The following is a 26078-nucleotide window of genomic DNA, read 5'->3' on the forward strand; positions in this document are numbered from 1 at the left end:
ATTTTATGAGGTGTCGGAATGAATTTAAAAGAATTTATGCAAGAAACATTCCCCAATTTAAAGCTGAGACCGCCTTTGTTTTATAGTTGGAATATTGGTATACGGTTTGAACTTGGAGTCGAATGGAAAAGGGGATACGATTATCCCAACAACCCATATGTATTGGGGTGTTATAAAAGAGCGATTACTTTATTTGAAGCCTTACACTCTCCTACGGATGATATATTTGTAGTGATAGATGTAAATGATTTTGATAAAGGTAAAAATATCAAACGTGAATTAAAGAACTATTCACCTTATGTTGAGAAGTCGATTTTGTATAGGTTGAAGCATCAAATGATGCCCTATATTTTCCCAGAAGATGACGAAGAAGGAACATATAGAACACATAGATTTACTCTAAAGTGTAAAACCACTGAATTTAAATTCAAACCTTTGTTAAAAGCATTATGCAATCAAGATTTAGGATTAAAACCAAGTATTTATCATCGGGTTTATTTCATAAATATTAACAAAAAAACTATCTTTCACGTTTACGATGACAGGGGTTGTGATTTATTAGCAACTTCACCTGAAACAATAAGAGATATGTATGAAATATTTAATGAGTGGATTTTGGATTATGACAAACCTGAGATTGACAAGGTTTTTAATTGAATTTTGAAGAAGGGGAAACACCATTTCTGGCGTTTCCCTCTAATATATCAAAAATCAACATTAAAGTTTAACAGAGCCTTAATTTAAAAAGTATAGAAAAACCAAAACAGATGTTCAACCTTTACATCCAAGTAAAATAAAATACCGTAGTCTATGGCTTTATATAATTATTTGTTTACTTAAACCTCAAAAACAGCCTTTCTCCCAAAGATAAATCTTTCAGAATACAAAACCTCCATATTTAAAATTTCATGCTGGCAAAATCCAATTTTCCCTAGGAGAAAATCCAATTTTCAAGCCTAAAAAGCGCAATTTTACCAAGTTGTCCACAGTTTGTATCTATACTACACTGCAAATGAATCTTAAGTTTTACCAATCAGGAGGAAAAATAAATGAACAATCCCTTACAAGCTGTTCCATTTTCTAATCTCGAGCTAAGACACAGCAGCCATGCCGATGCCGCCTTGACCATTACAGATGAAGACGGCGTAACCGTAGCCACAGGGTTCATTCATGAACAAAAGGAGGGCGGATATACCGTACACCTGCTCGCGTTCCCACAAGAAGAAGAGGAATTTATGATTTCAGAGCTGGCCCCCATCTCCTTTCCGACATCACAAGAGATGTTTTTTTTCCTGTCGCGGCTTCCGAAAATGTCAGGGCTCGACATGCTGGGGTATTTTAACAAACCGGCTGTCTTTTCGATAGAAGCAGCTAAATAAAAAAAGTGGACAGGATTTCCCTGTCCACTTCATATTTTTTCTATTTGTCTTGGTATTTGCACCAGAACCGTTTTTCTCCTACCTATTAGAATCATTGAGAATTTTTCGGATAAATTAAGCAAAAAAATTTTAACATAGCATGATAGAACTTATATATTATGTGACTGTTACTTATTGGGTAATTAAAAGGGAATAATGAAAGATATTCATTATTCCCTTTTAATTTTCATTTATAAATTAGTTAACCTTTCTATCCGCTACATACTCCCCAGTGGCGTTATCAATATAAACCTTGTAGGTGACAATATGAGTATCGGAATTTAGCACCTTGAAAATGATATTAAACGAACTAGGCATGTCAACTATATTAGAATTCTGTACAAGAAATCCCATTAAACCATCCAAATCTCCGTCTTGATATTCAGGCATGTCAATTAACCATACAGTAAGGTCAGGGCTATTTCCATAGGACCCTATCTGATGAATAGAAGTGCTTATAATACTATTCATAACCACTCCTACCTCAGTATCTTGCAAAGCATATATTAAGCTATTCCATCCTCCTGCCAAAGTAGGAAATTCACCTGGGGTTGTAGGTATTGTTTCTCCGACTTCATACATAGGGTTAGTCCGATCAACTTTTGCAGCATTATATGTACTAGTAGTTTCAGCTTCTAAATTGGCTGCATAATCCTTTAATTCTTGTGATTCCTGATTAGCTTTAGTAATTTCGCTATTTGCTGTTTCAAGTTCAGCAACTGTATTGTCGTAATCAGCTTGAAGGGAAGCTAAGGAAGCTTGTAAATCAGTAACTTGTCCTTCTAATTCCGCAATTGTTGCGTTCAAAGCTTCAATTTGTGCTCCCAATGCAGGAATTTGTGCATTTTCCGCCGTCAACCGGGTTACTTCTGCTTGGAGAGCATCTCTTTCCGCAGTTAACTGAGTGATAATTCCTTCAAGTTCTGCTATTTTTTCTTTTTGTCCATTAATCTTGTCATTTTTTCCTGAAATAGAATTGTTAAGGAAACTAATATCATCAGATAACGCTGAAACTTTGTCTTTCATGGACACCGCATAACTTTTTATGAGTTCTAGGTTTTCACCACCATTCCAAGCTAGTGCACCTGCTGCCATAGTTCCTGTAAGCGAAACTGCCACTAATAATTTACCAACTACCGCCATTAAATCATCCCCTTCTTATATTAAAAATAAAAGATAGAACATAAATGGCAATGAAGATTGATAAAGAAGGTATATGAACTTTATAAAGAACGCTATGTTCTTTTATAAGAATATAGCGTTCTAAGGGTTTAGTCAAGTAAAATATGTATATAATGTTATATATTGTAATTTCAGAGGAGATATATAATAATATATAATTTTGCGTTCTGGTGCACAAACTTCAAGACAATTGCAATTAATCTCTAAACCCTAGACATACTGATACTAGTACTCTTAAAAAGGTACGTCATCAGTATGGAAAAGCAACATTTATTCAAGTGGACTTCATACATAGACTGTTTGGGATAACGGCCTAAGGGGTTATCTGAAAGTGGACCAACAACTTTTTTCTATTTGTCTTGGTATTTACACCAGAACCATATTTTCTTGCAATTCCACAAACATTCCAACTATTACATATAAAACTATCTCGTAATATAGTAAAATAGGTAAAAACCCCTCATATGTAAGGAAAGCAACGGAGGTTCATATGAAAAGAGAAAAGTCAGCAAAATTGTCAGCTACAGCATACTAATATTAATCATACTCCTTGTAGCTGGCGGTACATATGCCTATAAACAGCTACAGCCAGAAAACCACTTTAAAACTGTACCTGTCGCAGCGTCAGATGAAGATAACAAAGTCCAAAACAGCGTCTTCAACATTCTGTTGATCGGATCAGACGAACGCAAAGGAGACAATATCGGACACTCTGACTCCATGATTGTTGTCCATGTGGATTTAAATAAAAAGGAATACCAAGCCATGAGCATTCCGCGTGACACACGTGTACATCTCGAAGGCTACGGCTATACAAAACTGACAAGTGTGCAATACATTAAACAAGCGACAGAAGGACGCCAGCAAGGAATCGATGCCGCGATTCAATCTGTTTCCGAATTAACAGGCATTCCGATTAACTACTATGTAGAAACAAACTACCAAGGCCTGCAGGGAGCAGTGGATGCATTAGACGGCATCGAAATGAATGTACCGTTTGATGTCAAATTTACACATCCTTGGTATGCAGAAAACAAAAACAAAGTCATCACAAAAGGGATATACGAAGCGGACGGCAAATTGGTAACCGAACTTGTACATGAACGCTACTCTCTGAAAAACGGCGAATATGACCGTCAGCGCCTGCAGGAGGAAGCATTAGTAGGAATGGCTAAAAAAGCACTGGATCCCTCCAATGTGACCAAGCTACCTGCCTTCGTCAAGCAAATACCAAACTTCTTGATCGCAACTAACATGACTACACCAGACATGCTGAGCTTAGGACTTGCGGTAAAAGACTTTAACCCGGCACAGCTGCAGTACCATCAGCTAGCTGGAGAGTGGAAAACGATGCGTGACGATATCTTAAAAAACAACAACGACCAATTAATCATTGACGAAGAAAAAATGAAGCAATTGGTAACCCAGTATTTCATGAATTAATTTACACAACGCAAAAAAGCGGACAAGCTTCCCAACGAAGCCTGTCCGCTTTTCTTATTCTGCCGCCAATCCTAAATGCTGGCGCAGCGTATGCGATAATTCCTGCTTAGTCTCATCTGACACGATATAATAATAAATTCCGTCCATCTTCGTGCCCTCGCCCGGAATCTGGAGTTCCTCCATATGCTTGCTTGCATCCCGATAGTTCTTTTGAATATTGTACATATCTTCTACCGTCATATTCGTACGCACATTCTTTTGAATCGCTTCTAAAATACCACCGTAATTCGTCAAGGATTCCACAGTCGCCCCGCGTTGAACCACAGCCTGCAGCACTTGACGCTGGCGATGCTGGCGGCCAAAATCACCGTTTGGATCTTCATACCTCATGCGGGAATAGACCAATGCTTCATCACCATTTAAATCAATAACACCTTTTGCAAAATCATATCCGCCATACGTAAATGCAAAGTCATTATTCACCGTTACACCGCCGACCGCATCAACAATATCCTTAAAACCTTCCATATTCACCTGAATGTAATAATCAATCGGAACATTCAAGAAATTCTCTACCGTATCAATCGTCATATTAACACCGCCAAAGGCGTACGCATGATTGATCTTATCCTTTTTGCCTTTGCCGATAATATCCGTATACGAATCACGAGGAATGCTGAGCATCTTCGTAGATTTCTCAGCCGGGTTTACCGTAAGAAGCATAAGAGAATCCGAACGGCCTCGATCATTCTCACGCTCATCCACACCAAATACTAAAATCGAGATTGGATGTTCGTCCTTCGTGCTCACTTCTTCCTCACGCTTCTCCGACTTATCCCGCTTTAACGGCTCATGCATCGTATCTACCGTCTTAGAAACGGAAGAATACACATTATACACAAAAATACCTGCCCCTATTACAATAATACCTAACATCCAATACAGGATTTTCTTTTTCATCATAGTTCCACCTTATAGTAAAAATAGAAAACGAGAAGAACAGACATACTGTCTGTAATCTATACTTCATTATACTTGATTTTATAGATTCCGGGAGATGAAATGATAGAGAATATCTTTCATTTTGCAAGGAAACTCGGCATTTCATACCTATTCATAATCAAAAAAGAGAGCATTTTATGCTCTCTTCCATACATTATTGCTTGATACCTGTTTTAAAGCCTGATGGATTCGCCTGATGCCAGCTCCAAGCTGATTGGATGATTTGTTCTAACGAATACTCTGCCTTCCACCCTAATGTCTCATAAATCTTTTGAGAAGATGCAATGAGCTGAGCTGGATCACCGGAACGGCGGTCTGTATACACCACATTAGCTTGCTTCCCTGTTACACGCTCGCACGTTTGAATAACTTCTTTAACAGAAAAGCCTTTCCCGTTCCCTAAGTTATACGTTGCACTTGCACTCTTGTCCTCCAGCAAGCTTTCTAACGCAAGAATATGAGCACGTGCTAAATCGGTTACATGGATATAATCACGAATACATGTACCATCCTCTGTATCGTAATCCGTACCAAATACAGAAATACTGTCACGCAATCCTAAAAGATGCTGTAATACAAGAGGAATCAAATGCGTTTCCGGCGTATGATCTTCCCCGATTTCCCCTGTCATATGCGCCCCTGCCGCATTGAAATAGCGAAGCACCACATACTGCAAACCATATGCATTGTGGAAATCATGTAAAATATGCTCCATCATCAACTTAGACTGACCGTACGGATTGATTGGATTCGTTACTGTATCCTCTGTAATGATATCCACCTCTGGAATACCGTACGTCGCAGCAGTAGAAGAGAAGATAAAATTCTTCACACTATACTTCATCATCGCTTCTAACAGAGTAATAGTTGCCACCACATTATTTTGATAATACTTCAACGGATGAACAACTGACTCCCCCACCAAGCTGTTTGCTGCAAAATGCATCACCGCATCGATATTGTAAGTGGAAAATACGCGATCTAAATCAGCAGTATTCCCTAAATCCCCCTGCTCAAACATAGCTCGGTTATCCACACTTTCACGATGACCTGTAGACAAGTTATCCAGTACAACTACTTTATGATTTTGGTCCAATAGTTCTTTCACTGCATGGCTGCCGATATAGCCGGCGCCGCCGATGACTAGGATCATGTGTGTTCCTCCTTATACTGTAATAAGATGCAATATACACTCCACTATATGAGACACTTCATTTTGTATATAGCCTTTGTTATATTGCCTTATTACACTTTCGATATCTAATAGGTGGAATTCCTCCCACTCAACCACCTTACAAAGACCATTCTCTTGCAAATACTCAATCGTATTCTGATCTTCCTGCACATTTCGATTAATCACAATAAGAGGCTTAGTATTAGTGACAGCTTCACTAACCGTTCCCCATCCTGCCTTCGAAATCATTACATCAGAAGCAGCTGCATAATTTTGAGACTCTGTATAATCAAATGGAATTTTCACTACATTAGGATGCGAAACATCCATATTGCTCGACACAATAAAGACACATCCTTCTTGATTCCAAAAATCCCAATCGCTTAGGTCACCAATATCAATTTTCATGCCTATTGGCATAAAGACTAATTTCTTGTTGCCTAACGGATTCAAGGTTGTTTGAATTCGTTTCACCTCTGCACTGTCTGCAGTTCGGCTGAAAAATCCAAACTTATGAACTTCTCCCCAACTCGGTTCACTGCTTCCCGCAAGAGCATAAAACATAGTCATCTTGCGATAGGAATCATATAGTTGTGACAACACCCCTTCACTGACCAGTCCTTGATACGCCGTATACCAAGTAAAATTGGAAACTCCAATAGAAGGTACACCTAATATCTCACCTATTTCAAATGCAAGCGGAGTAATATCAGAAACTATAAGCTGTACATGATGCGCTTCTAAAAATACCGCTTCCTCCTTTGCAACGAAAGGAAGATAATCCAAGTATTCTCTACATTTCTTCTCAAGTGCAGCTGTATCGACTTCAAGAGAATGCTGTTTCAGCACATACCCAACATCTGTTTTCACCTTATGATAGATAATGCTACTGTTATATTCTTTTAAAGAATCCTGTAAAAAAGACAAGGCAAATGAATGACAAATAATAATTTGTACATCCTCATCTCTTTTTAACAATTCACGAATTAAAGCGATTGAACGCGATGCGTGGCCGTAGCCGTAATCTGATATATAGTAAGCAATTGTTTTCATCATTCAGCTCCATATAAAGAAAAAACCGCTGGAATATCCAGCGGTTTATACAATCACTTGTGCCTGTGATTGATAATAATGTTGCATAATACCATCATCACCTCGGTCCAACAGCCCTTTTACTGTTTGGCTACCAATGAAACCTGCTCCACCAACAACTGGCATCATGGAATTTCTTCCTTTTACTAAGACACTAATAAGAACAGTGGATTACTATTTAGGCAATCTGATGTTCTTATCTACTTAAAGCATATGCTTGTTCTTCAATCTCTTCCCACGTTAAAAGAATACGATGATTATCTTCTTCGATTAACTCCGTTCCTGTCTGTACTTCAATAAACTCCAAATCAGTAACAGCTTTTACAGCATGCTTTACTCCGATAGGTACTTGAATTACATCTCCTGAACGAACTACTTGAAATTCATCATTTAACAATATAACACCTTCACCCTTCACAATTGTCCAAACTTCTTTCCGACAATTATGGTATTGATAGCTTAAGTTTTTGCCTGCTGAGATGTTAATACGTTTAGTGAGAACTTCAGTACCATCATCGTACTTAGTATGTTCAAGGACTCTGTACCAACCCCAACGACGTTCTTCATACATTGGTCTTTGGTCTAAATGTCCCACTAATTCTTTAACACGCGGACTTGCTTCTTTATCTGTTACTAGGATACCGTCAGGACTTGCTGCTACAAGAATATTAGATAACCCAAGTACTGAAATGGGAATATCCAATTCATTAATAATATGTGTATTTTTAGAATCCTTGCTTACATTTGCTTTCCCAAGAATATTAGTCCCCATCTCTTCTGTTAACGTGTTCCAAGTCCCAAGGTCTTTCCAACTTCCCTGATAAGGAATAGCAACAATGTTTGCTGTTTTCTCAACCACTTCATAATCAAAGCTGATTTTAGGTAATAAAGCATAATTAGCTGATAAAGTATCATAGTCTGTAGGCAATTCTTTCTGCTCTAAAAGAGAAATGATTTTATCTAATTTAAATGCAAACACTCCGCAATTCCATAAAGCTTGTTGTTGTAATAAAACCTCAGCTTCTTCTGCTTTTGGTTTTTCTTTGAAGTGACTCACTTTAACAATTTCTTGAGTCGATTCCTCAACATTAGGTACAATATAACCATACTTTTCTGAAGGAAACGTTGGCTGTACTCCCATAAGAGCCAAATCAGCAGTTGTTGATTTTAAAACATCTTCTAAATCTAATAACCTGCCAAAGAACTGGTCCTCTACATAGGGATCAACAGGTAATACACCGACTACCTCTTCCCTATCTGCACCCTCTTTAGAATATAGGTATGAAGCAGCTAACGCAATAGCAGGAAAAGTATCTCTTCTTTCCGGTTCAACAATTACAGACACATTCTTTCCAATTTGACTTTGAATCATCTCTACCTGTGTTTTACTTGTAGCTATAACTGCAGACTCCGTTAAGCCTAATTTATCTAATTGACCCCATACTCGTTGAACCATGGATTGGAGCTGATTTTCTTCATTGCGTAATACTTTTAAAAATTGTTTAGAACGTGAATCGTTGGATAAAGGCCAAAGACGTTTACCAGATCCACCAGATAATAAAACTAATTTCACTTGAAGTCCTCCTGAAACATAAAAGACTGTGTATATACCAGTCTTTTTAATCTATTACCAAATTCTTAACGCCCACAGATGGCCTACCAACAGAATGATACTCTATTCCTAAATTTTGTATCATTCCTAAATCAAAACAATTTCTACCGTCAAATAAAATAGGTTCCTTCATCAAATCTTTTAACTTAGATAAGTCCAGACTTCTAAACTCTTCCCATTCTGTCACAATAACAGCAGCATCTGCTTCTTGAAGCACCTCTTCCTTAGACGAAACAAAAGTTACTGCATTTGGAAGATACTTTTTAGCATTTTCCATAGCAATCGGATCATAGGCCTTAATGCTAGCTCCTTCTTGTACTAAAGAGTGAGCCAACACAATCGAAGCCGCTTCACGCATATCATCCGTATTGGGCTTAAACGCTAGTCCAAGTAATGCAATAGTTTTTCCTTCTAAATTTCCAAATCTATCTTTAATCTTACTTACCATTAATTTTTGTTGGTTATTATTAACCTCAATTACCGATCTCAATAATTTGAAGTTGTGATTTACTCCTCCAGCAATTTGCACTAATGCATGAGTATCTTTTGGAAAACAAGAACCCCCATAACCAATTCCCGCATTTAAGAAAGCCCGACCAATGCGATTATCAAATCCCATACCATTTGCAACATCCTCTACATTAGCTCCCAGCTTTTCGCAAATATTAGAAATTTCATTAATGAAACTAATTTTTGTAGCTAAAAAAGCATTAGACGCATATTTAATCATCTCAGAGCTTTTTACATCTGTCTTGTAAACAGGGATGCCAAAAGGTTGATACATCGCTTCTAAAGCATCTGCAGTTTCTGTATCTTCCGTACCAATAACAATTCTGTCACCATGAAAAGTATCATATATTGCAGAACCTTCACGTAAAAATTCCGGATTCGATGCTACTTTAATTTGTACATCATGCACAAGATTTTCTATAATAGTTCGCTTCACAAAATCATTTGTTCCAACAGGCACTGTACTCTTCGTTACTACAATCACATCATTAGTAATATGTTTACTGATAGTTTTAGCTACTTCTTCAATGTATTGTAAATTAGCTGAACCATCAGGCATTTGTGGCGTACCAACTGCAATAAAAATGACTTCGGCATCTTTAAATCCCTCAACATGGCTATTAGTAAACTGTAGTGTACCTTTTGTAATGTTTTTTTGCATTAATTCATCTAACCCTGGCTCATAAATAGGTGAGATGCCACTTTTCATTTTTTCTACTTTAGCAGTATCCGTATCAATACAAATTACACTATGATTTATTTCTGCAAGGCATACACCTGTAACTAAACCTACATAACCAGTTCCAACTACGGCTATGTTCATATATATACCCCCCCAATAAATAAAGCTATCAGCATAATCTACTGATAGCCATTTAAAATCGTTCTTTATTAAGCTTTTTGTAGTTGTAGATTACTTTTCTTTTCATACTCTTCTATCACAAGATTTTTAAGTTCTTCTTTAAAACGATCCTCTGAAAACCTCATAGCATTTTCTCTGCACCTATCAGCATTAAATATGCCTTCATTCATTTCAAACTCTCTTACTGCATTTTGAATACTCTCAGGAGTTTGACCACCAAAATGAATTCCAGTAGGATGGCTATACTCTAGCCCTTTTATAGTTTCTAATGCTCCACCCTTACCATATGCAATAACAGGTGTTCCACATGCTTGTGCTTCTACAGGAGTAATCCCAAAATCCTCTTCCGCAGCAAATACAAAAGCTTTAGCATTTTGCATGTGCTCTTTTAAAACATCAAAAGGTTGATATCCAAGCATTTGAACATTGCTCCCTGCTTTAGCTTTAATTTTATTAAAGTCTGGGCCATCTCCAATCACAACCAGCTTCTTATTTGGCATATTTGTAAAGGCTTCTACAATAGTATCAATTTTTTTATAAGGAACCATCCTAGAAGCTGTTAAATAGAAATCTTCCTTACCTCTTTTTAAAGAAAAGCTAGAGATATCAACAGGAGGATAAATCACCTTTGATTCACGACGATATACTTTCCAAATTCTTCGTGAAATAAATTCTGAGTTAGATAAGAATACATCAACCCCATTAGCAGTTCTATAGTCCCAATTTCTAATTTTGTGTAACATATATCGTGCCAATAGACCTTTTATCCCCTTGTTTAAACCAGCCTCTCTTAGATATTGATGCTGCAAATCCCAAGCATATCTTATAGGTGAGTGAACATAAGAGATGTGTAATTGGTCTGGACCTGTTATTACTCCTTTTGCTACAGCATGTGAACTCGATATAATAATATCATATTTTGATAAGTCCAATTGTTCTATGGCAAATGGCATTAATGGCAGATAATTTCTATACTTATTTTGAGCTAGAGGTAATTTTTGAATAAAAGTGGTTGTAACCTTTTTATTTTTTATAAAGGTACGCTCATTTTCATTGATAAAATCAACCACACTGAATAAATCGGCTTCCGGGAACACGTCTAATATTTGTTCTAACACTTTTTCAGCACCTGCATAAGTTACTAACCAATCATGTACTATTGCTATCTTCAAATATATCCTCTCCTAAAAGGCACACATTCTAACTTAAAATAATAATAAGATAGATTAAGCTATTTTATATTTTTTATTTACTGTATTCTTTAACCATCTAAAATCCTTAATATTTATTAAAAGGCTTGGTGTTTCCACTTTTAAAACCTTTTTAAAACTAATCAATATAAATAATAATCTAAATATAGACGATATTAATAAGGACACTGCAGCACCATTAATTCCATATTTAGGAACAAGTATTAACAATAATGGCAGATTAATTACTAGTCCAATCATTTGACGTATAGTTACTCTTCCTGGTTTATTTAAAGCCATAAACGCTTGACTTAATATCTCTACTGTTCCTGTAATCATGACTTCCAGTATTAGAATTCGAAATGCAGGTAGAGCATCTAAAAAATCTTTACCATATAATAGGTTAAGAGCATAAGGCCCAAATAGAATTATTATCAACGCGCCTACACCTGTGAAAAAAAGGTTCAACCTAGCACTTCGTCCTATTATTTCTACAATTTCTTTCTCTTGTTTCCCAGATGCTTTTGGGAATAAAACAGTGACTATACCAGTTGTAAAAATATTCAGCATTCTAGATAAACTTAAAGCTACTACATATAATCCCATGTTTTTAGGGCTTAATAAACCGACTACTAAAAAGCGATCTAAACGAACATTTATTGCTCCTGCAAGATCAATACCGTAAGATCTTATGCCATAACCATACAATTCTTGAGTGGCCTTCTTAAGCTCTTTCCATGAAGGAATTTTATATTCTTTATACATTCTTATAGAATTATAAATAGTAATAGGGATAGATGGGATTAAGTACGCTAAAGCAAAAGTATAGGAATTATTAGTACCTGTTACAATAAAAAAAACAAGTAGTACTAAAGTGAAAAAAGGAGTCAAATATCTAACCCTATTTAATGTATTAAATTGGCCTCTTCCTTGTAGAATTGCATTTATTAAAGCATCATTAAGTATAAATGGAGCAGCAATCATTACAATTTGAGAAAATAAAATAATGTCCTCAGAATAACCTCTTAAGAAAAAAGGTACTATTATAATTCCTCCTATTACAGATATTACTCCTAAAATGAGACTAGATATTATAGAACAATAAAAATAAGCAGCATTCATATTCTTTCGAATTCTAAAATAATATACTAATGCAGAAGGGAGACCTAGTGTTAGGATATAAGCTAAAAACTGAGGCCAAATAATTATGGCAGCTTGTTCCCCCCTACCTTCTACCCCTAAATATCTAGCAGTTATCATACCAGTTACTAAACCCAGTAAAGTTACAAAGCCATTTGTTAGAATTGATTTAAAAACTGAGAATAAATTACCATTAGATTTTCTAAATATATTAAATTTTTTTAAAATCCTACTATTGTACAAGTTATTATTCCCCTTATCATATTAATCTTTAAGTACAGTTAACTTAACAACAGTCTCATATTATTCAAATCTCTCTGAAGCAACATGCTTCTAAATATATTTCGGTACTATTTTAAAAGTATTTTCTCATATCTTTCTTAATTTATATAAATACAAGTTAATTTTCCAACATATGAATTGGTCTGATATTCCTATATATATTTACTTGCTGAATCTTCATGTCGAAAAATCAAACACAATTTATATAACTGATTAATAAATTCAACTTTCCACACTTACACTCTCAAACTCTTGTCTATAATAAATGATAGAACAATAAAAAAGTGGATGATAGATGAAACGATTAACAATTATACACATAATTTTACATTCACAAAACTGTAAAAAAAAGATAAGAAAAAATGCCTTCTTTCGGAAATACCTTCTTGCAGGGCGCCTCATAGTGAAAGGGAGATTAGGAAAGGAAGCAACGAACATCTGTGGCATCACCCTTCAGTAGATTCGCGAATATGCGCAACACTTCAATCAAAGATATTTTGAATTTTCTTCTAGAACAAAAACAGCCCCAGGAAGGATCTATAAGCTGATTAATGATTAGTAATAGAAACTGAAACATATCAGCACTCCTAGAAAACAAGACTTAGGATATGCAATATACCGGACCACTCCTATTGTTCAGCCGTACTTGTACCATACCTATCATGTGGAGATGTCATCTACCGGCATGTTGCATATACTTTAGCGACTGAAGCTACGTTACATCTGTCCTCCTTATATCTTGCAGAAAGTAAATCAAAAACAGGACGTGTTTCTTCATCAAATGATGTGTATAAAAAATTTTTGAATGTCAACATGATCTCTCTTTACTAAGACAATTCCTATGTCCGGGCATATCAAAATTTTCATGCTACTTGGTCAAAGTGGGGCGAATAAAAACAGATTCCTACATATTACTCTCATCCATCCTGCCAGTGTCGCAATTTTTGATGCCATAATTATAAACACAAGAGAAGTGATACAACAGACTAGATCTTCTTATAAATAGGAATATTTTTTACATTTATCTCCTAAATTACCGAATAATATCTAAATTAGTCTTGATAATCACGAATAATACACGTATCCATAAGAGACAACTAGTGCAAGACTTCCTGGCAAAACAGAAATCTCGTTTAATATTGGTATGCCCGCCACTGTACTCACCGAACCTTAATTCCATTGAACGATTGTAAAACTAAGTAAAGCAATAGGTGATTACGAACCGCTTTTCCCCCAAAAAAGCCACAATCAAGGAAGCAATTCATATCTCTTTGATAGATATCATTACCACTTCTCAATTCATGCCACACCGACTAAGGTTGCATCGAAATCTTATATCGAAGTTATAATTCAACTACATATAGAAAACAGTGCATTTTAATAGATTCCGTAATTTGACTGTCTAATTGCTAATAACACCTTTTATATAAAAGTAGTGCTTACTTTATTTATTTTTATAAAAATTCTTTCAACATTTTGTATAAAATTTGTTATGCCAATAAATCTATTTTTGAAAAAACTTCACATATTCACTCTAAAGCCTTCTTAAGACGGATATATAAGTAACTAATCAATCATGTCTAATTGTAATTTTCGTCTAAAGGTCATTCTTTTACATAAAATAACTTCTACATATCTAAAGGAGTTCATTAACTTTACTTAGCAGTAATTATCCTATAAATCTCTTCTACCTTTCGTGCCGTTCCTTGAATTGTAAAAGAGTTCTCCACGCTACTTAATGCATTTACAATTATCTCTTCCTTTTTTTTATTATCGTGAAGTAAAGTAACAATATTTTTACTCAAACTCCTAACATCACCAACTTCATATAGTAGTCCATTTACTTTATCATTTATTATTTCTGGTACTCCACCAGCATTTGTGGCGATAACAGGAATTTCTTGTGACATACCTTCTATAACTACGCGACCAAACGGTTCATTATCTGAACAGAGGAGCAAAATGTCAGAAGCACAACATATATCTACTACATCATTTCGAAAACCTGTGAAATGTACTCTACCTTCGAGATTTAACACTTTAACAAGCTCTAATAATTTTTTCTTATAAAGGATATTTTCTTCTCTAAACTTGGCTTCTCCAACAACCCAAAGATACACATTTTCTCCGCTATCAATGACTTTTTTTATAGCTAAGATTGCATCCTCTTGTCTTTTCCAAGGGGCTATTTGTCCAATAATAACTACGACTTTACTATTAAGTGGCGTGCTAAACTCTTTCCTTAATTTTTGTCGTAAGGTTGTTTTTTCTTCCACATCTTTTCTTACAACCTCTACACCGTTATGAACCAAATAAAGCCTCGATATTAAAGAATCATTTTTAAGACCATTAATTACAGGTTCTGAAATACCTATCAATGCTTTAATTGTTAATTGTCCTAAAAGAATTATTAGATTTCCTATTATTCCTTTTGGAGGAATATCTCTAACGTGCCATATAACAGGAATTTTATGATACCACTTAAAAATTGATGCCATAATACCTGCTCTTAAAGAATTCGCGTGAATTATATCAATATGACTCTTACGTGCACTACGACTAAATTTCCATCCTCCATATAATAATCCAAATATATTCTTCAATAGGTGTATTGGATTTTTAGTTAGTCTTGCTCGAAAACTTTTTATATTAACAACTTCAATTTGTAACTCTTTTGCCTGATCTAATAATTCACCTTCAGGAGCAAATATAATTGGAGTTGTTAAAGAAAGATTCTTAGCTGTAAGTAATAAACTTATTTCTGCTCCACTTATTTCACTTGTATGATTATAAAATGCCACTCTCATTTTTTTACCGAATCCAATTTCTCTTTAATTGCTTCTTCAAAAATACTGGTGACTGATGTTGCTACATGATTCCAAGTAAATTTATTCATGACATATTCTCTACATTCCTCACGACTCGGAATAACAATTTCTTTTTTTAAGATTGAAATTATCTTACTTGATATTGCCTGTGAAGAACTATCTTTAAACAAAAGCTTCTCATTGAAAGATTGAAGTATTTCCTTTGTCCCCCCATATGGCGTTCCTAAGACAGGAGTTCCACAAGCGAGTGATTCAACTGTAACCAAACCGAATCCTTCTAATGTAATTGTTGGCACAATAGACAAATCAGCTGCCTGGTAATAACTTACTAAATTTTCGTTAGATACTTTGCCAAGCAATTTGACAGATGAATCTAATCTAGCTTTCTTTATTTGATCTCTTAATTCATTTTCTAATGGACCTTGCCCAGCAATATATAAAACTGTATTTGGAAACTGATGGGTTATACTGATCATCGCTTCTATCAAATTCCCAATACCCATACGACGCATTAATCTCCTAGCACAGAAAATTAATGTTTGCTCTTCTGAAACTCCTAATTTCTTACGAATATTATTTCTATCGTTTGCCGGTGTAAATATATTAGTATTTACAGCACCTGGAACAATATAAATGTTATCTTCACTTACTCCATAATCTTTAGATAAAATATCACGAAAATAAGTACTCAATACTATAAACTTATCCGATCTTCGATAAGCAATGTTCTCAACCATTTCCTTTAAATCATTTTTGATGTTGTCAATAACTTTCTTTTCTTTACCTTCTACTATACCTTCTTGAGCCCATGGACCATGAAAATGTGTAACTATTGGAACATGATTTGGTATAATATTTTTTGTAATCAGTAATGCATATAATGCAAAATGTGGATTAAAAACATCTATATTATTAGCTAACACCTTACTTTGAACCATCTTTCTAAAAGATTGGGTTCTATTAAAAATATTAGGATTAGATATCCCTTCTGTCACATTTACTATATTTAGCCCTGTTTCTATCCTTTTATTATCTGATGTCACAAATGCTTCTATATTATGCATCTGCGACATAATATTTAAGTAATCTGCAAAATATCTATTTAAACCACCCGGAACATGGTCAAACCAACCCATTCCTGTTGATAATATATTCAAGTTCTTCACCTCGAATGAGTATTATTTTACTAATAATCTTGGATTAATCATCTTATACAATGTTTAGCCATAAAGACTCGTACAATCTATTCGTATACATGATTTCTTTCTTAAATCCCCTGGTATTCTCTAGTTTAATTTATTCGTGATCGTTGAACTAATAGTATTTCAGCAGGAACCCCAACCGCAGTGTTATTAGCTTTTATATCCTTCACAACCACAGCATTTGCCCCTATTACAACATTATCATCTATCCGGATATCTCCTAATATCTTTGCTCCAGCTCCTATATATACATTGTCACCTAGAATTGGTGGACCATAACTACATGTGGGACTATCTTTGTAGCCAATTGTCACTTGATGAAATATTGTTGCATTCTTCCCAATTTGAGCATTTTTGTGTATGATTATTCCATTTAGCCCATGAGGAAACCTTATTCCTGAACCAATTTTACTCTCCGCAGGTAATTGACCATTGGCAATTATTCTTATAAAAATGAAATCACATATCCTGTAAAACAACCAAAATATTGTTTTGAACACCGGAACCCTAAAGTGACTATAAATATAATTTCCAAATCGATAGATAGCCAATGAAATTATTATTATAGGATCGGCCTTGTTATTCATTTTTAAATCTTTTAAAAAGTACTTCAATATGCCTATCCTCCTTATACCAACTTCCTACAAATAAGCACTTCATAGAATTAGACTAAACTAAACACCATTCTGGAAGAAAAAATTGATTTTGTACTAAATATTTACTCTCTCTTTTTTAATCTTAGGTTTAATAGTATTTAATTCATGTATTGTCTTCAAATTCTATATAAGTCACAAATAATTTTTAGATATGACGAACGACGTAATATATTTAAATTTATGTGGATTGTGAAAACAGATCTATCCTCTAAATGTGTCGAGAAATTAAGCAGGATTTATATAATATCACTTAGTATAAAATGTGTTTTTTAAGTGCTTAATTGAATCCCCTTCTTACTCTTTAACTAAATATCTCCTAAAGATGATTTAAATTTGAATTTTTAAGGAAAAGCTATGATAAACAACCTTAACTTCACATCAATATCTACCTTTTTCTTTGTAGATTCTGGAAAATAGGTCTAAATACTTTTTAGCCATCATATCCCAATTGTTAACTCTAGCCACTTTACTAGCATTTCTACCATATAATACCAGTAATTCCGACTTCTCAATAAAGGAATTTATATATTCAATCAGTTCTTTAACGTTTTCTGCATCTTTAACCACGTATCCACACTTATTATCTGAAGATGCAACAAGCTCAGAAGCACCACAAATAGAAGAAGTAATTACAGGAGTACCTGTTGACATGGCTTCTAATATAACTAGGCCATACGGTTCATACCTTGATGGGAAGATAAAAATATCAGATTGCCTCATTAAATTTGCTACATCGTCTCTATAACCTAGAAATAATACCCGATCATCAATATTAAGACGTTTTGTCATATTCGGATAAGGACTTCCTTTCAAGTTTCCAACGACCATTAACTCTAATTTAGGAATGTTTTTAACTGCCAACAATACAGTATCTAAATTTTTTCTGTTCGTTTTAATATCACCAACAAATAATGCCTTTAATGATCTATTTAGAGCCCCCACTCTTCCTTCATTAAAATCTTTAGAATAAAACTCCGTTTCATCTACACCATTTAATATTATTTCAATCTTATCTCTATTCCTAATACTCACAGAGTTTATTATTTCATCCTTTACCTTACTAGATACAGCCACTATATACTTACTTCGATTTAAAGCAATTTTTTCAGCAAAAGAATTTAAAGAATTATATAAATATTGATACAAACTACTCAAATCTTTTCTTATTTTTATTGGGTGAACTTTTGATTTAAGCCATTCACTATGAACAAAATGAACTATATTAACATCACTTTTAGCCCAGCATGTAACTCCATTTGCAACTAGTATATCTATTTCTTTACCGTATTTTTTTAATACGCTTGAACTTTTGATAATAAATAATAATAACCTTAGAAATGCCGTTGGAGTTTTACCCAAATCAACTTTTCTCCAACTCACATTATTATTCTCTAATAGTATGTTATCTATTTCTGTGGACACAATAGTTACCCTATGACCCTTTTCTAAGGCTGCTAACACTATTTCGTAGTTAACTCTTCCCTGTCCATCTCCTTTAACAACTTTATGCGTCACTATCCCTAAATGCATATATATTTTCACCTTCTATAAAAATTAATGTAGAGATCCCACGGTGGTATTAAAAGTCCTGTAGTTTATTTAGCATATTGAAAATATTAGCACTCCTGATTATATTTCAAGCCCTTTATATTATTCAGGATGTAAGTGCTTTTTATTAATAAATACAGTTGAGAGTACAACACTAAACAACAAACCACCTAAACCGGCAAAATTATTTACAAAACTAAGACTAACAATCATACAGATAGTTACACTGAATGTAACACGCACAAAGATATCTCCATCGAATTTAGTACTCACTTCTTTAATATAAACAAGCAGATAATACAATGCTCTAACTATAAACAAAGTTCCTAACCATCCAAAAGTAAAAATAATGTTTAAGAATCCATTATCAAAGTTTCCATACTCCCCTAAGTTACCATCATTATTTAACTTGGTCCCTTGTCCTGTTGAACCCAAACCTGAACCAATAGGATTTGTAAGCACTTTATTAAGCGCATATTTCGAAAAGTTTATTCTAGCTTGAAAAGAATGGTCTTCTGATATGTTTTGAAATGTTTCAAATCTCTGAGTTACAGATTCAGCACTAGGTAAAAGTGGTGTTACTATAAAGATAACTATCGAAAACAAAACCAATCTTATCATAAGTTTAAAACCAGTCTTATTCCTATTAAGCACCGCATACAACACAATACCTATAATTGTAAAGAGCCAAGAGGACCTTACTAAAGTCAACATAAGGGCTGAAACTACAATTATAACTCCTGTCCAACCTAGAACAGTCCGCCATTTCCTTTCAATTATCATTAGTATTAATGCGAAAGATAGAAAGATTGCCGCAGGACCAGGCGAATTTAAAGTTGAAAATACTCTGACTTCCAATGGATTCGGTAAACCAATGGAACCCATTTGGACGTTCTCCATCCAAAACCTATCCCAAGGCGGTAATAACAGGAATTGAATCCATGCATATACCGAAACTACGATAGCAATCCAAGATACGCTTCTTAACCAGTTATCCCTAAATTTTAATTCGTTTCCTTTTCTTGTATTTACATAAACTAATAATAAATACGGTATAGTATAATTAAGTAACTCATATACCGCTCCAAATTTATTCATAATAACTCCAATAACAAAGCTATATGAGATTGCAATACCAAAGTTAATAATAATCTTTTTCTGCAATCCTTGAAGTGGTGAAAACCGCTTGTTCACCTGAACTAATAACGTGAGGGTAACTAATAAAGGTGAGACGCTTAACAGTTGTACAGAGCTATACTCTCCAAAAAACCAATCAATTAATCTTCTTATTTCAGGAGCAAAAGCCCATATTGATAAAATATACGGTATAACAAATTTTGAATTAGTATAAGAAAAGAGAAAACCTATTAATAGTATTAGTATTAAAATAGCTAACTGTATTGAAAATTTCGAATCAGCCTTTGCTGCAATAAGTCCAGATAATATAGAGATAGCTAATCCACTTAAAAAAGTAAATGTAATATATCTTCTATAGCTACTAAAGTTGTAGTCTTTATTCATTAAAAATGCTCCTCAAGTTTATACACATAAAACTATTAGTTTAAATTAAACATTATTATATTATTCCTACCCTATTTGGTTCTTCCAATTTAAATATGCTAACACCCTAGCTTTTACTACTATCTTTAGTTTTAATAAATTTTGTTTTTCGCCTTTAAGAAAATGACGAATACACTGTAAGAATCCTGGTCTATCCGAGGTACCGATTGCTATTCCCCAAGATAAAAATACAAACCTTTTAAACCAATTATTAAAGTGCTCTAATATAATGAATGTATTATTATAAGTATTATTAAATAATGCTTCTTCGTTAAATGTGTTTCTTTTATCTTCATCAAACCTTTGCGCTGGGTAGTGATCAACAATTACTTTAGAGTTATATATTAACTTCCACCCAATCCTTTTTGTTGCTAAACTAATCGCTAAATCATTACCTACTTGTGCTCCTGTTCCCAGTAGCCTTTCATCAAATTGAATCTTTTCAAACACTTCTCTTCTATAACTCATATTTGCCCCCTTAAGGACATCAACTTCTCTCTGTTCTCCAACACCTAAATGATGGTTACCAATTACTTTTCCGTACCACTTTAATTTTCCAACTATTTCTTTTGAACCCTGAATTATGCCCTCGTTAAGGTGAACAAAATCCCTACCACCGACACCACCAACTGCTGGATTCTTTATAAAAATACTCTCTATATTTCTCAACCATGAGTTTCTAGGAACAGCATCATCATCTAATATACAGATAAGGTTGCCATTTGCACTAGAGACACCTTTATTTAAAGCAGCTACCTGCCCAGTTTTATCCACCACCTCCTTCTTTATTCTCACTGTTCCTTTAAACTCTTTAAGGAAGTTTTGAGTCTCTAAATCAGTATCCCTAAAAACCACTATTACTTCATCTGGTTTTCTATCCTGATTCTCTAGACCCATAAGGCATCTTTCTAAGTCACCTACACGTTTATATGTAGGTACAATAACTGAAACTCTCATTGTTATCTCCTTAAATAATAATTAAAATAATTCACATGTCTTACTTCTTGTAAATAGCTGCTTTTCTTATAAATAGATTTTTTGAAAATCTATTTAACGTTTACCGAATAGTTTTAGAAGGCACCCTCAGATCCAAATAATACCTTTATGGTTTTAAGTATGATTTTCATATCAAATAGAAGAGCTCTTTGACGAATATATTGTAAATCAAGCTCCACCATTTCATGAAAGCTCAAATGGTTTCTCCCACTCACCTGCCACAGTCCCGTACATCCCGGAACAACAAGCAATCTCTGCATATCATAGCTTGTATACTCTTCCACTTCCCTCGGTAGAGGCGGTCTTGGTCCAACCAAGCTCATATCACCTTTGACAACATTCCATAGTTGTGGAAGTTCATCAATGCTTGTTTTTCGTATGAGTCTGCCTACCTTTGTTACTCTTGGGTCATGCTTCATTTTGAACATGGCACCTGATATTTCATTATGCTTTAAAAGCCCCTGCAGCTTTTGTTCTGCGTCTGTAACCATAGAGCGGAATTTGTACATATAAAATTCTCGGCCGTCTTTTCCAATCCGAATTTGTTTGAAGAAAACAGGGCCCTTTGGATCTTCGATTTTAATCCATAGTGCAATGATAAGAAAAATTGGAGAAAGAATAATAAGTCCGCATAATGCACCAATTAGATCCATACAACGCTTTGCAAATAAGTATCCCTTTTGATTATTGATGTCTTCTCTTTGAAGTAACGGGGATGTTTGTCTTACTTCATTTCCACCTGATACCTTTAACAAATCCAACGTACGCCCCACCTTACTCTATTTAATTTTGTATTTTTTTGGAACTTCATATAAAAGAATCTCAGCATCCACTGCATGAGATCCTTTTTCTTTATATCGTTGTTTTCTCTTTACTTACGATTTGTTCCATGAATTGCAATAAGTTGTCTTTTAAGTCTCCATGCTGCAATGCAAACTCAATCGTCGTCTGAATAAACCCTAGCTTTTCCCCAACGTCATAACGTTTGCCCTCAAAGTCATACGCAAACACGCGTTGAATTTCATTTAGCTTTTGGATTGCATCCGTTAGCTGGATTTCTCCGCCTGCGCCGATATTTTGCTGTTCGAGGAACATAAAGATTTCTGGTGTTAGCACATAGCGTCCCATGATAGCTAAATTTGAAGGAGCTGTTCCTGGTGCCGGCTTCTCTACGAATTGGCGCACTTGGTAGCGGCGTCCTGCTTGTGTTAGCGGGTCGATGATGCCATAGCGGTGCGTTTCGTTTTCTGGTACGGTTTGTACACCAATAACAGAAGATAATGTTTGTTCGTATTGGTTCATTAATTGACGCAAGCCCGGTGTTTCTGCTTGCACGATGTCATCGCCAAGAAGAACAGCAAATGGTTCGTTTCCGATAAAGCTTCTTGCGCACCATACTGCGTGACCTAAACCTTGTGGTTCTTTTTGACGGATATAATGGATATCCACCATTTTAGATGAGGCTTGTACTTTTTCTAACAGCTCGTATTTTTGTTTTTCTAATAAGTTTTGTTCTAGCTCAAATGCATGGTCGAAGTGGTCTTCAATTGCACGCTTTCCTTTTCCTGTTACGATGATGATGTCTTCGATGCCGGATTCGATTGCTTCCTCGACGATGTACTGGATTGTCGGCTTGTCAACGATTGGCAGCATTTCCTTAGGCATGGCCTTTGTTGCGGGTAAAAAGCGAGTTCCCAATCCCGCAGCCGGAATGATGGCCTTTCTTACTTTTTTCATTCTCATTTCCCCTTTTTTCTATTTGTAGTTAAAAGCTCTAACTATAACGCCCCGTTTGGAGCGGCATAGTTAGGGCTTTTATCGCCCTTGTAATGATACGTTTATATATAGTAATAAAAAGGGCATCAAACCCATCCTCACGCCCCACTTCCGACGACTGGCGTCTAAGGTATGCTCTATACCCACAGTGTGACCGAGTGCCCCCGTTGATAACGGTAAGGAGACATCACCAGTTTTCCCCTAGAAGATTCCAAACAGCTTTTTCTTGCGAATGCGTTCGGGAGCCGGCTTGTAAACCGATTGTCCTTCTAGCAGAAAATATGTATTTTCTTGAAAATCAGAAACGATACCATGTCCAAATTCTTTTTCTATGACGCTGTATGCCTCGCTTAGTGCGAAGGAGCGGTTTGTTGTGTTATGGGCATCGGATGCGATCATCTGAGTCAGATTATGCTCAATGAGCTGCAGGGAGAGCTTTTTGATGTTCTTTCCGAATGCTCCTGTTACGCTCGCAGCGGTAATTTGGGACAGTGCCCCTTTTTTAATTAGGTTGTACAGCAGGGATGGTTGTTCTGCAATTTCAGCATTTCGCTCCGGGTGTACAACGACAGGAATAATGCCTTGCAGCTGTATTTCATACAGTAATCGTTCTGCGTACCTTGGTACATGATCAGATGGGAATTCGATAAAGATATGTTTGTTTGCACCATTAATGGTCAAGAGGCTTTGGTTCATAATGTCTGGTACAATTTCCCCGTACAATCGGATTTCTTGTCCTGGCACCACATTTAGAGGTATGTTCTGTTGATTTAGTTGTTCGTTCAACATCTTCACTTTATAAAGTATTTCTTGCACTTCACTTTTGTATTTGGCATTTCGATGGGGTGTGGCAACGATGGTGCGGATGCCTTTCGCTGCCGCCTCTTGTGCCATAAGTAAGCTTTCTTCTATGTTTTTTGGTCCGTCATCTATATCAGGCAGAATATGACAATGTAAATCAATCATGTTTTCATCCTCCTCCCTAGTTAGATTAAATATATGTAAACAGAGATGTATAAACTAATAAGGATATACACCTCTATTCAATCCTACTTTTTGCCGTAATAGTAGTAGTACTCACTTTCTTTTTGCTTCTTGTCGTTCAGTACTACTCCAAGCAATTTGCCTTTTGCGTTTTCAAGCAAAGCTTTTGCTTTTAATGCTTGTTCTTTTTCGGTCTGGCCGCTGCGGACAACCATGACGATGCTGTCGCATTGGTTCGCCATCACCTGTGCATCTGTTACTGCAAGTACAGGCGGTGTATCAAAGATAACAAGGTCATATTGCGATTGTGCTTTTTCGATGAAGTCTTTCATCGCTGCAGATCCAAGCAGCTCGGCCGGGTTTGGCGGAATCGCTCCGCACGGCAGGAAGTGCAGGTTCGCATCTTCTGTCTTGCGGATGCATTTTTCTAATGTTCCTTGCTTGGAAAGAATACTTGTAAGTCCCAATATATTGTCGGTACGGAACATTTCGTGAAGACTTGGTTTACGTAAATCAGTATCCACAAGCAGTACTTTCTTTCCTTGCTGGGCAAATACGACTGCCAGGTTAGCTGTAGTTGTTGTTTTGCCCTCTCCTGGATTTGCGGATGTTACCATGAGGGAACGGATATCTGTGTCCACTGCCGAAAATTGAATATTTGTTCGGATATTACGGTATTGCTCAGAAATCGGTGATTTCGGCTGATTCTTTGCGATTAATTGACGTCTTGGTTGCGATTTGGTTTTACGACGAATCACTAGCTTGCCCCTCACTTTCTACACTGCTGTTTTTGGCGCAGTTGTTTTTTCTTCGTCCATTGTTGCGACAACGCCGAGTACCGGCAATTCTAGCAAGGCTTCAATGTCTTGTTCCTTCTTGATTGTGTTATCTAAGTATTCTAATAAGAACGCCAAGCCAACTGATGTCATAAGTCCAACTACAATAGCAATTGCGACATTTAATACAGGACGAGGTTTGACAGGTCCTTGATTTTCTGCCACTTCTGCTTTTGCTAAAATGCTGACATTATCGATATTCATGATTTGTGAAATTTCATTTTGGAATACTTCTGCGGTTGTATTTGCGATATCGCTGGCAGTCTGAGGATCCGGATCTTGTACAGTAACGGCAATGACTTGAGAATCCTTTTCGCTCGCCACAGTAATTTTTTGTTTCAATTGCTCGACGGACATATCAAGATTCATATTTTCCTTTACTTTATCCAGTATAGCCGGGCTTTTAATGATGACATTATACGTATTCACCAATTGCAGGTTTGTTTGGATTTCTCCTGGCTGGAACACGCCTTCTTGCTTCTTTTGGTTAACTAGAATTTGTGTAGAAGATTGATAGATTGGAGTAATAAAAAAGTAGCTGACTATTGCGCTGATCATTGCTGCGGCAACCGTAATACCAGCAATCATCCACAAGCGTTTGCGTAATACTTGAAATAATTCCTGTAAGCTTATTGTTTCTTCCATGATAGCCTCCGTTTTTGTAAACTTTTGTAACATCAATTTACAATTATACTGTTATAAACATTTTATAATCTGTTTTACAACTATAAATAAAAGAAATATATTATTTGCACATAAAAAAATTGGAAAAATTACTTTCCAAA

At 35.5% G+C, this 26078-nt stretch carries 24 protein-coding genes; 4 read left to right on the forward strand and 20 right to left on the reverse strand.

Going from position 1 to position 26078, the window contains the following annotated elements; translation table 11 throughout:
- Positions 1–18 precede the first annotated feature (18 nt).
- The gene (locus J7Q84_RS09940; protein ID WP_247739188.1) at positions 19–657 is read left to right on the forward strand and encodes a DUF3885 domain-containing protein; all 639 of its coding nucleotides are present in this window, start codon (positions 19–21) and stop codon (positions 655–657) included.
- Positions 658–1049: 392 nt separating this feature from the next.
- Entirely contained in the window at positions 1050–1379 is a 330-nt protein-coding gene (locus J7Q84_RS09945; RefSeq protein ID WP_209094379.1) for a hypothetical protein, read from the forward strand.
- 237 nt (positions 1380–1616) lie between these two features.
- Here the strand turns inward: J7Q84_RS09945 and J7Q84_RS09950 are convergent, their stop codons facing one another.
- The gene (locus tag J7Q84_RS09950) at positions 1617–2561 is read right to left on the reverse strand and encodes a coiled-coil domain-containing protein (protein ID WP_209094380.1); all 945 of its coding nucleotides are present in this window, start codon (positions 2559–2561) and stop codon (positions 1617–1619) included.
- Positions 2562–3269: 708 nt separating this feature from the next.
- On the opposite strand from J7Q84_RS09950, the gene J7Q84_RS09955 reads away from it, so the two are divergent.
- Positions 3270–4043 (forward strand): LCP family protein, encoded by a 774-nt coding sequence (locus J7Q84_RS09955; RefSeq protein ID WP_247739189.1) that lies wholly within the window; start codon positions 3270–3272, stop codon positions 4041–4043.
- A gap of 54 nt (positions 4044–4097) precedes the next feature.
- Here the strand turns inward: J7Q84_RS09955 and tagU are convergent, their stop codons facing one another.
- The 8 genes from tagU to J7Q84_RS09990 form a co-directional block, all read right to left on the reverse strand.
- Complete coding sequence (gene tagU / locus J7Q84_RS09960) at positions 4098–5003, reverse strand: polyisoprenyl-teichoic acid--peptidoglycan teichoic acid transferase TagU (RefSeq protein WP_209094381.1); 906 nt, start codon at positions 5001–5003, stop codon at positions 4098–4100.
- 196 nt (positions 5004–5199) lie between these two features.
- A complete protein-coding gene (gene galE / locus J7Q84_RS09965; protein WP_209094382.1) occupies positions 5200–6198 on the reverse strand; it encodes a UDP-glucose 4-epimerase GalE in 999 nt (332 codons plus the stop codon).
- Positions 6199–6210: 12 nt separating this feature from the next.
- Positions 6211–7272 (reverse strand): glycosyltransferase, encoded by a 1062-nt coding sequence (locus J7Q84_RS09970; protein ID WP_209094383.1) that lies wholly within the window; start codon positions 7270–7272, stop codon positions 6211–6213.
- A 45-nt stretch (positions 7273–7317) separates the two neighbouring features.
- Positions 7318–7440, reverse strand: coding sequence for a hypothetical protein (locus tag J7Q84_RS18585; RefSeq protein WP_280635582.1), 123 nt, complete (start codon positions 7438–7440; stop codon positions 7318–7320).
- A 67-nt stretch (positions 7441–7507) separates the two neighbouring features.
- Positions 7508–8884 (reverse strand): sugar phosphate nucleotidyltransferase, encoded by a 1377-nt coding sequence (locus J7Q84_RS09975; protein ID WP_209094384.1) that lies wholly within the window; start codon positions 8882–8884, stop codon positions 7508–7510.
- A gap of 46 nt (positions 8885–8930) precedes the next feature.
- A complete protein-coding gene (locus J7Q84_RS09980; RefSeq protein WP_209094385.1) occupies positions 8931–10256 on the reverse strand; it encodes a UDP-glucose dehydrogenase family protein in 1326 nt (441 codons plus the stop codon).
- A 68-nt stretch (positions 10257–10324) separates the two neighbouring features.
- On the reverse strand, positions 10325–11467 hold the full coding sequence (locus J7Q84_RS09985) for a glycosyltransferase family 4 protein (RefSeq protein ID WP_209094386.1): 1143 nt from the start codon (positions 11465–11467) through the stop codon (positions 10325–10327).
- A gap of 54 nt (positions 11468–11521) precedes the next feature.
- Positions 11522–12868 carry an oligosaccharide flippase family protein gene (locus J7Q84_RS09990; RefSeq protein WP_209094387.1) on the reverse strand — a complete coding sequence of 449 codons (1347 nt, stop codon included), beginning with the start codon at positions 12866–12868 and terminating at the stop codon, positions 11522–11524.
- 1097 nt (positions 12869–13965) lie between these two features.
- Here J7Q84_RS09990 and J7Q84_RS18740 point away from each other — a divergent pair.
- Positions 13966–14100, forward strand: coding sequence for a transposase (locus J7Q84_RS18740; protein ID WP_209094388.1), 135 nt, complete (start codon positions 13966–13968; stop codon positions 14098–14100).
- Positions 14101–14562: 462 nt separating this feature from the next.
- Here J7Q84_RS18740 and J7Q84_RS10000 read toward each other — a convergent pair whose 3' ends face one another.
- The 11 genes from J7Q84_RS10000 to J7Q84_RS10050 form a co-directional block, all read right to left on the reverse strand.
- On the reverse strand, positions 14563–15714 hold the full coding sequence (locus J7Q84_RS10000; protein WP_209094389.1) for a glycosyltransferase family 4 protein: 1152 nt from the start codon (positions 15712–15714) through the stop codon (positions 14563–14565).
- Positions 15711–16892, reverse strand: coding sequence for a glycosyltransferase family 4 protein (locus tag J7Q84_RS10005; protein WP_209094390.1), 1182 nt, complete (start codon positions 16890–16892; stop codon positions 15711–15713). The genes J7Q84_RS10000 and J7Q84_RS10005 overlap by 4 nt, the downstream gene beginning before the upstream one ends.
- A gap of 134 nt (positions 16893–17026) precedes the next feature.
- On the reverse strand, positions 17027–17551 hold the full coding sequence (locus J7Q84_RS10010; RefSeq protein WP_209094391.1) for a serine acetyltransferase: 525 nt from the start codon (positions 17549–17551) through the stop codon (positions 17027–17029).
- Positions 17552–17971: 420 nt separating this feature from the next.
- Complete coding sequence (locus J7Q84_RS10015; protein WP_209094392.1) at positions 17972–19123, reverse strand: glycosyltransferase family 4 protein; 1152 nt, start codon at positions 19121–19123, stop codon at positions 17972–17974.
- Between the two features lie 120 nt (positions 19124–19243).
- The gene (locus J7Q84_RS10020; RefSeq protein ID WP_209094393.1) at positions 19244–20662 is read right to left on the reverse strand and encodes an O-antigen ligase family protein; all 1419 of its coding nucleotides are present in this window, start codon (positions 20660–20662) and stop codon (positions 19244–19246) included.
- 66 nt (positions 20663–20728) lie between these two features.
- Positions 20729–21658 (reverse strand): glycosyltransferase family 2 protein, encoded by a 930-nt coding sequence (locus J7Q84_RS10025; protein WP_209094394.1) that lies wholly within the window; start codon positions 21656–21658, stop codon positions 20729–20731.
- 113 nt (positions 21659–21771) lie between these two features.
- Entirely contained in the window at positions 21772–22458 is a 687-nt protein-coding gene (locus tag J7Q84_RS10030; protein ID WP_209094395.1) for a sugar transferase, read from the reverse strand.
- A gap of 91 nt (positions 22459–22549) precedes the next feature.
- A complete protein-coding gene (galU, locus tag J7Q84_RS10035; protein WP_209094396.1) occupies positions 22550–23434 on the reverse strand; it encodes a UTP--glucose-1-phosphate uridylyltransferase GalU in 885 nt (294 codons plus the stop codon).
- A gap of 240 nt (positions 23435–23674) precedes the next feature.
- Entirely contained in the window at positions 23675–24439 is a 765-nt protein-coding gene (locus tag J7Q84_RS10040) for a tyrosine-protein phosphatase (protein WP_209094397.1), read from the reverse strand.
- A gap of 83 nt (positions 24440–24522) precedes the next feature.
- Entirely contained in the window at positions 24523–25215 is a 693-nt protein-coding gene (locus J7Q84_RS10045; protein WP_209094398.1) for a CpsD/CapB family tyrosine-protein kinase, read from the reverse strand.
- Positions 25216–25233: 18 nt separating this feature from the next.
- Complete coding sequence (locus J7Q84_RS10050; RefSeq protein WP_209094399.1) at positions 25234–25938, reverse strand: YveK family protein; 705 nt, start codon at positions 25936–25938, stop codon at positions 25234–25236.
- Positions 25939–26078: the final 140 nt, after the last annotated feature.

It is taken from the genome of Bacillus sp. 165 (genome assembly GCF_017742235.1).
Classification (GTDB): domain Bacteria; phylum Bacillota; class Bacilli; order Bacillales; family Bacillaceae_G; genus JAGHKQ01.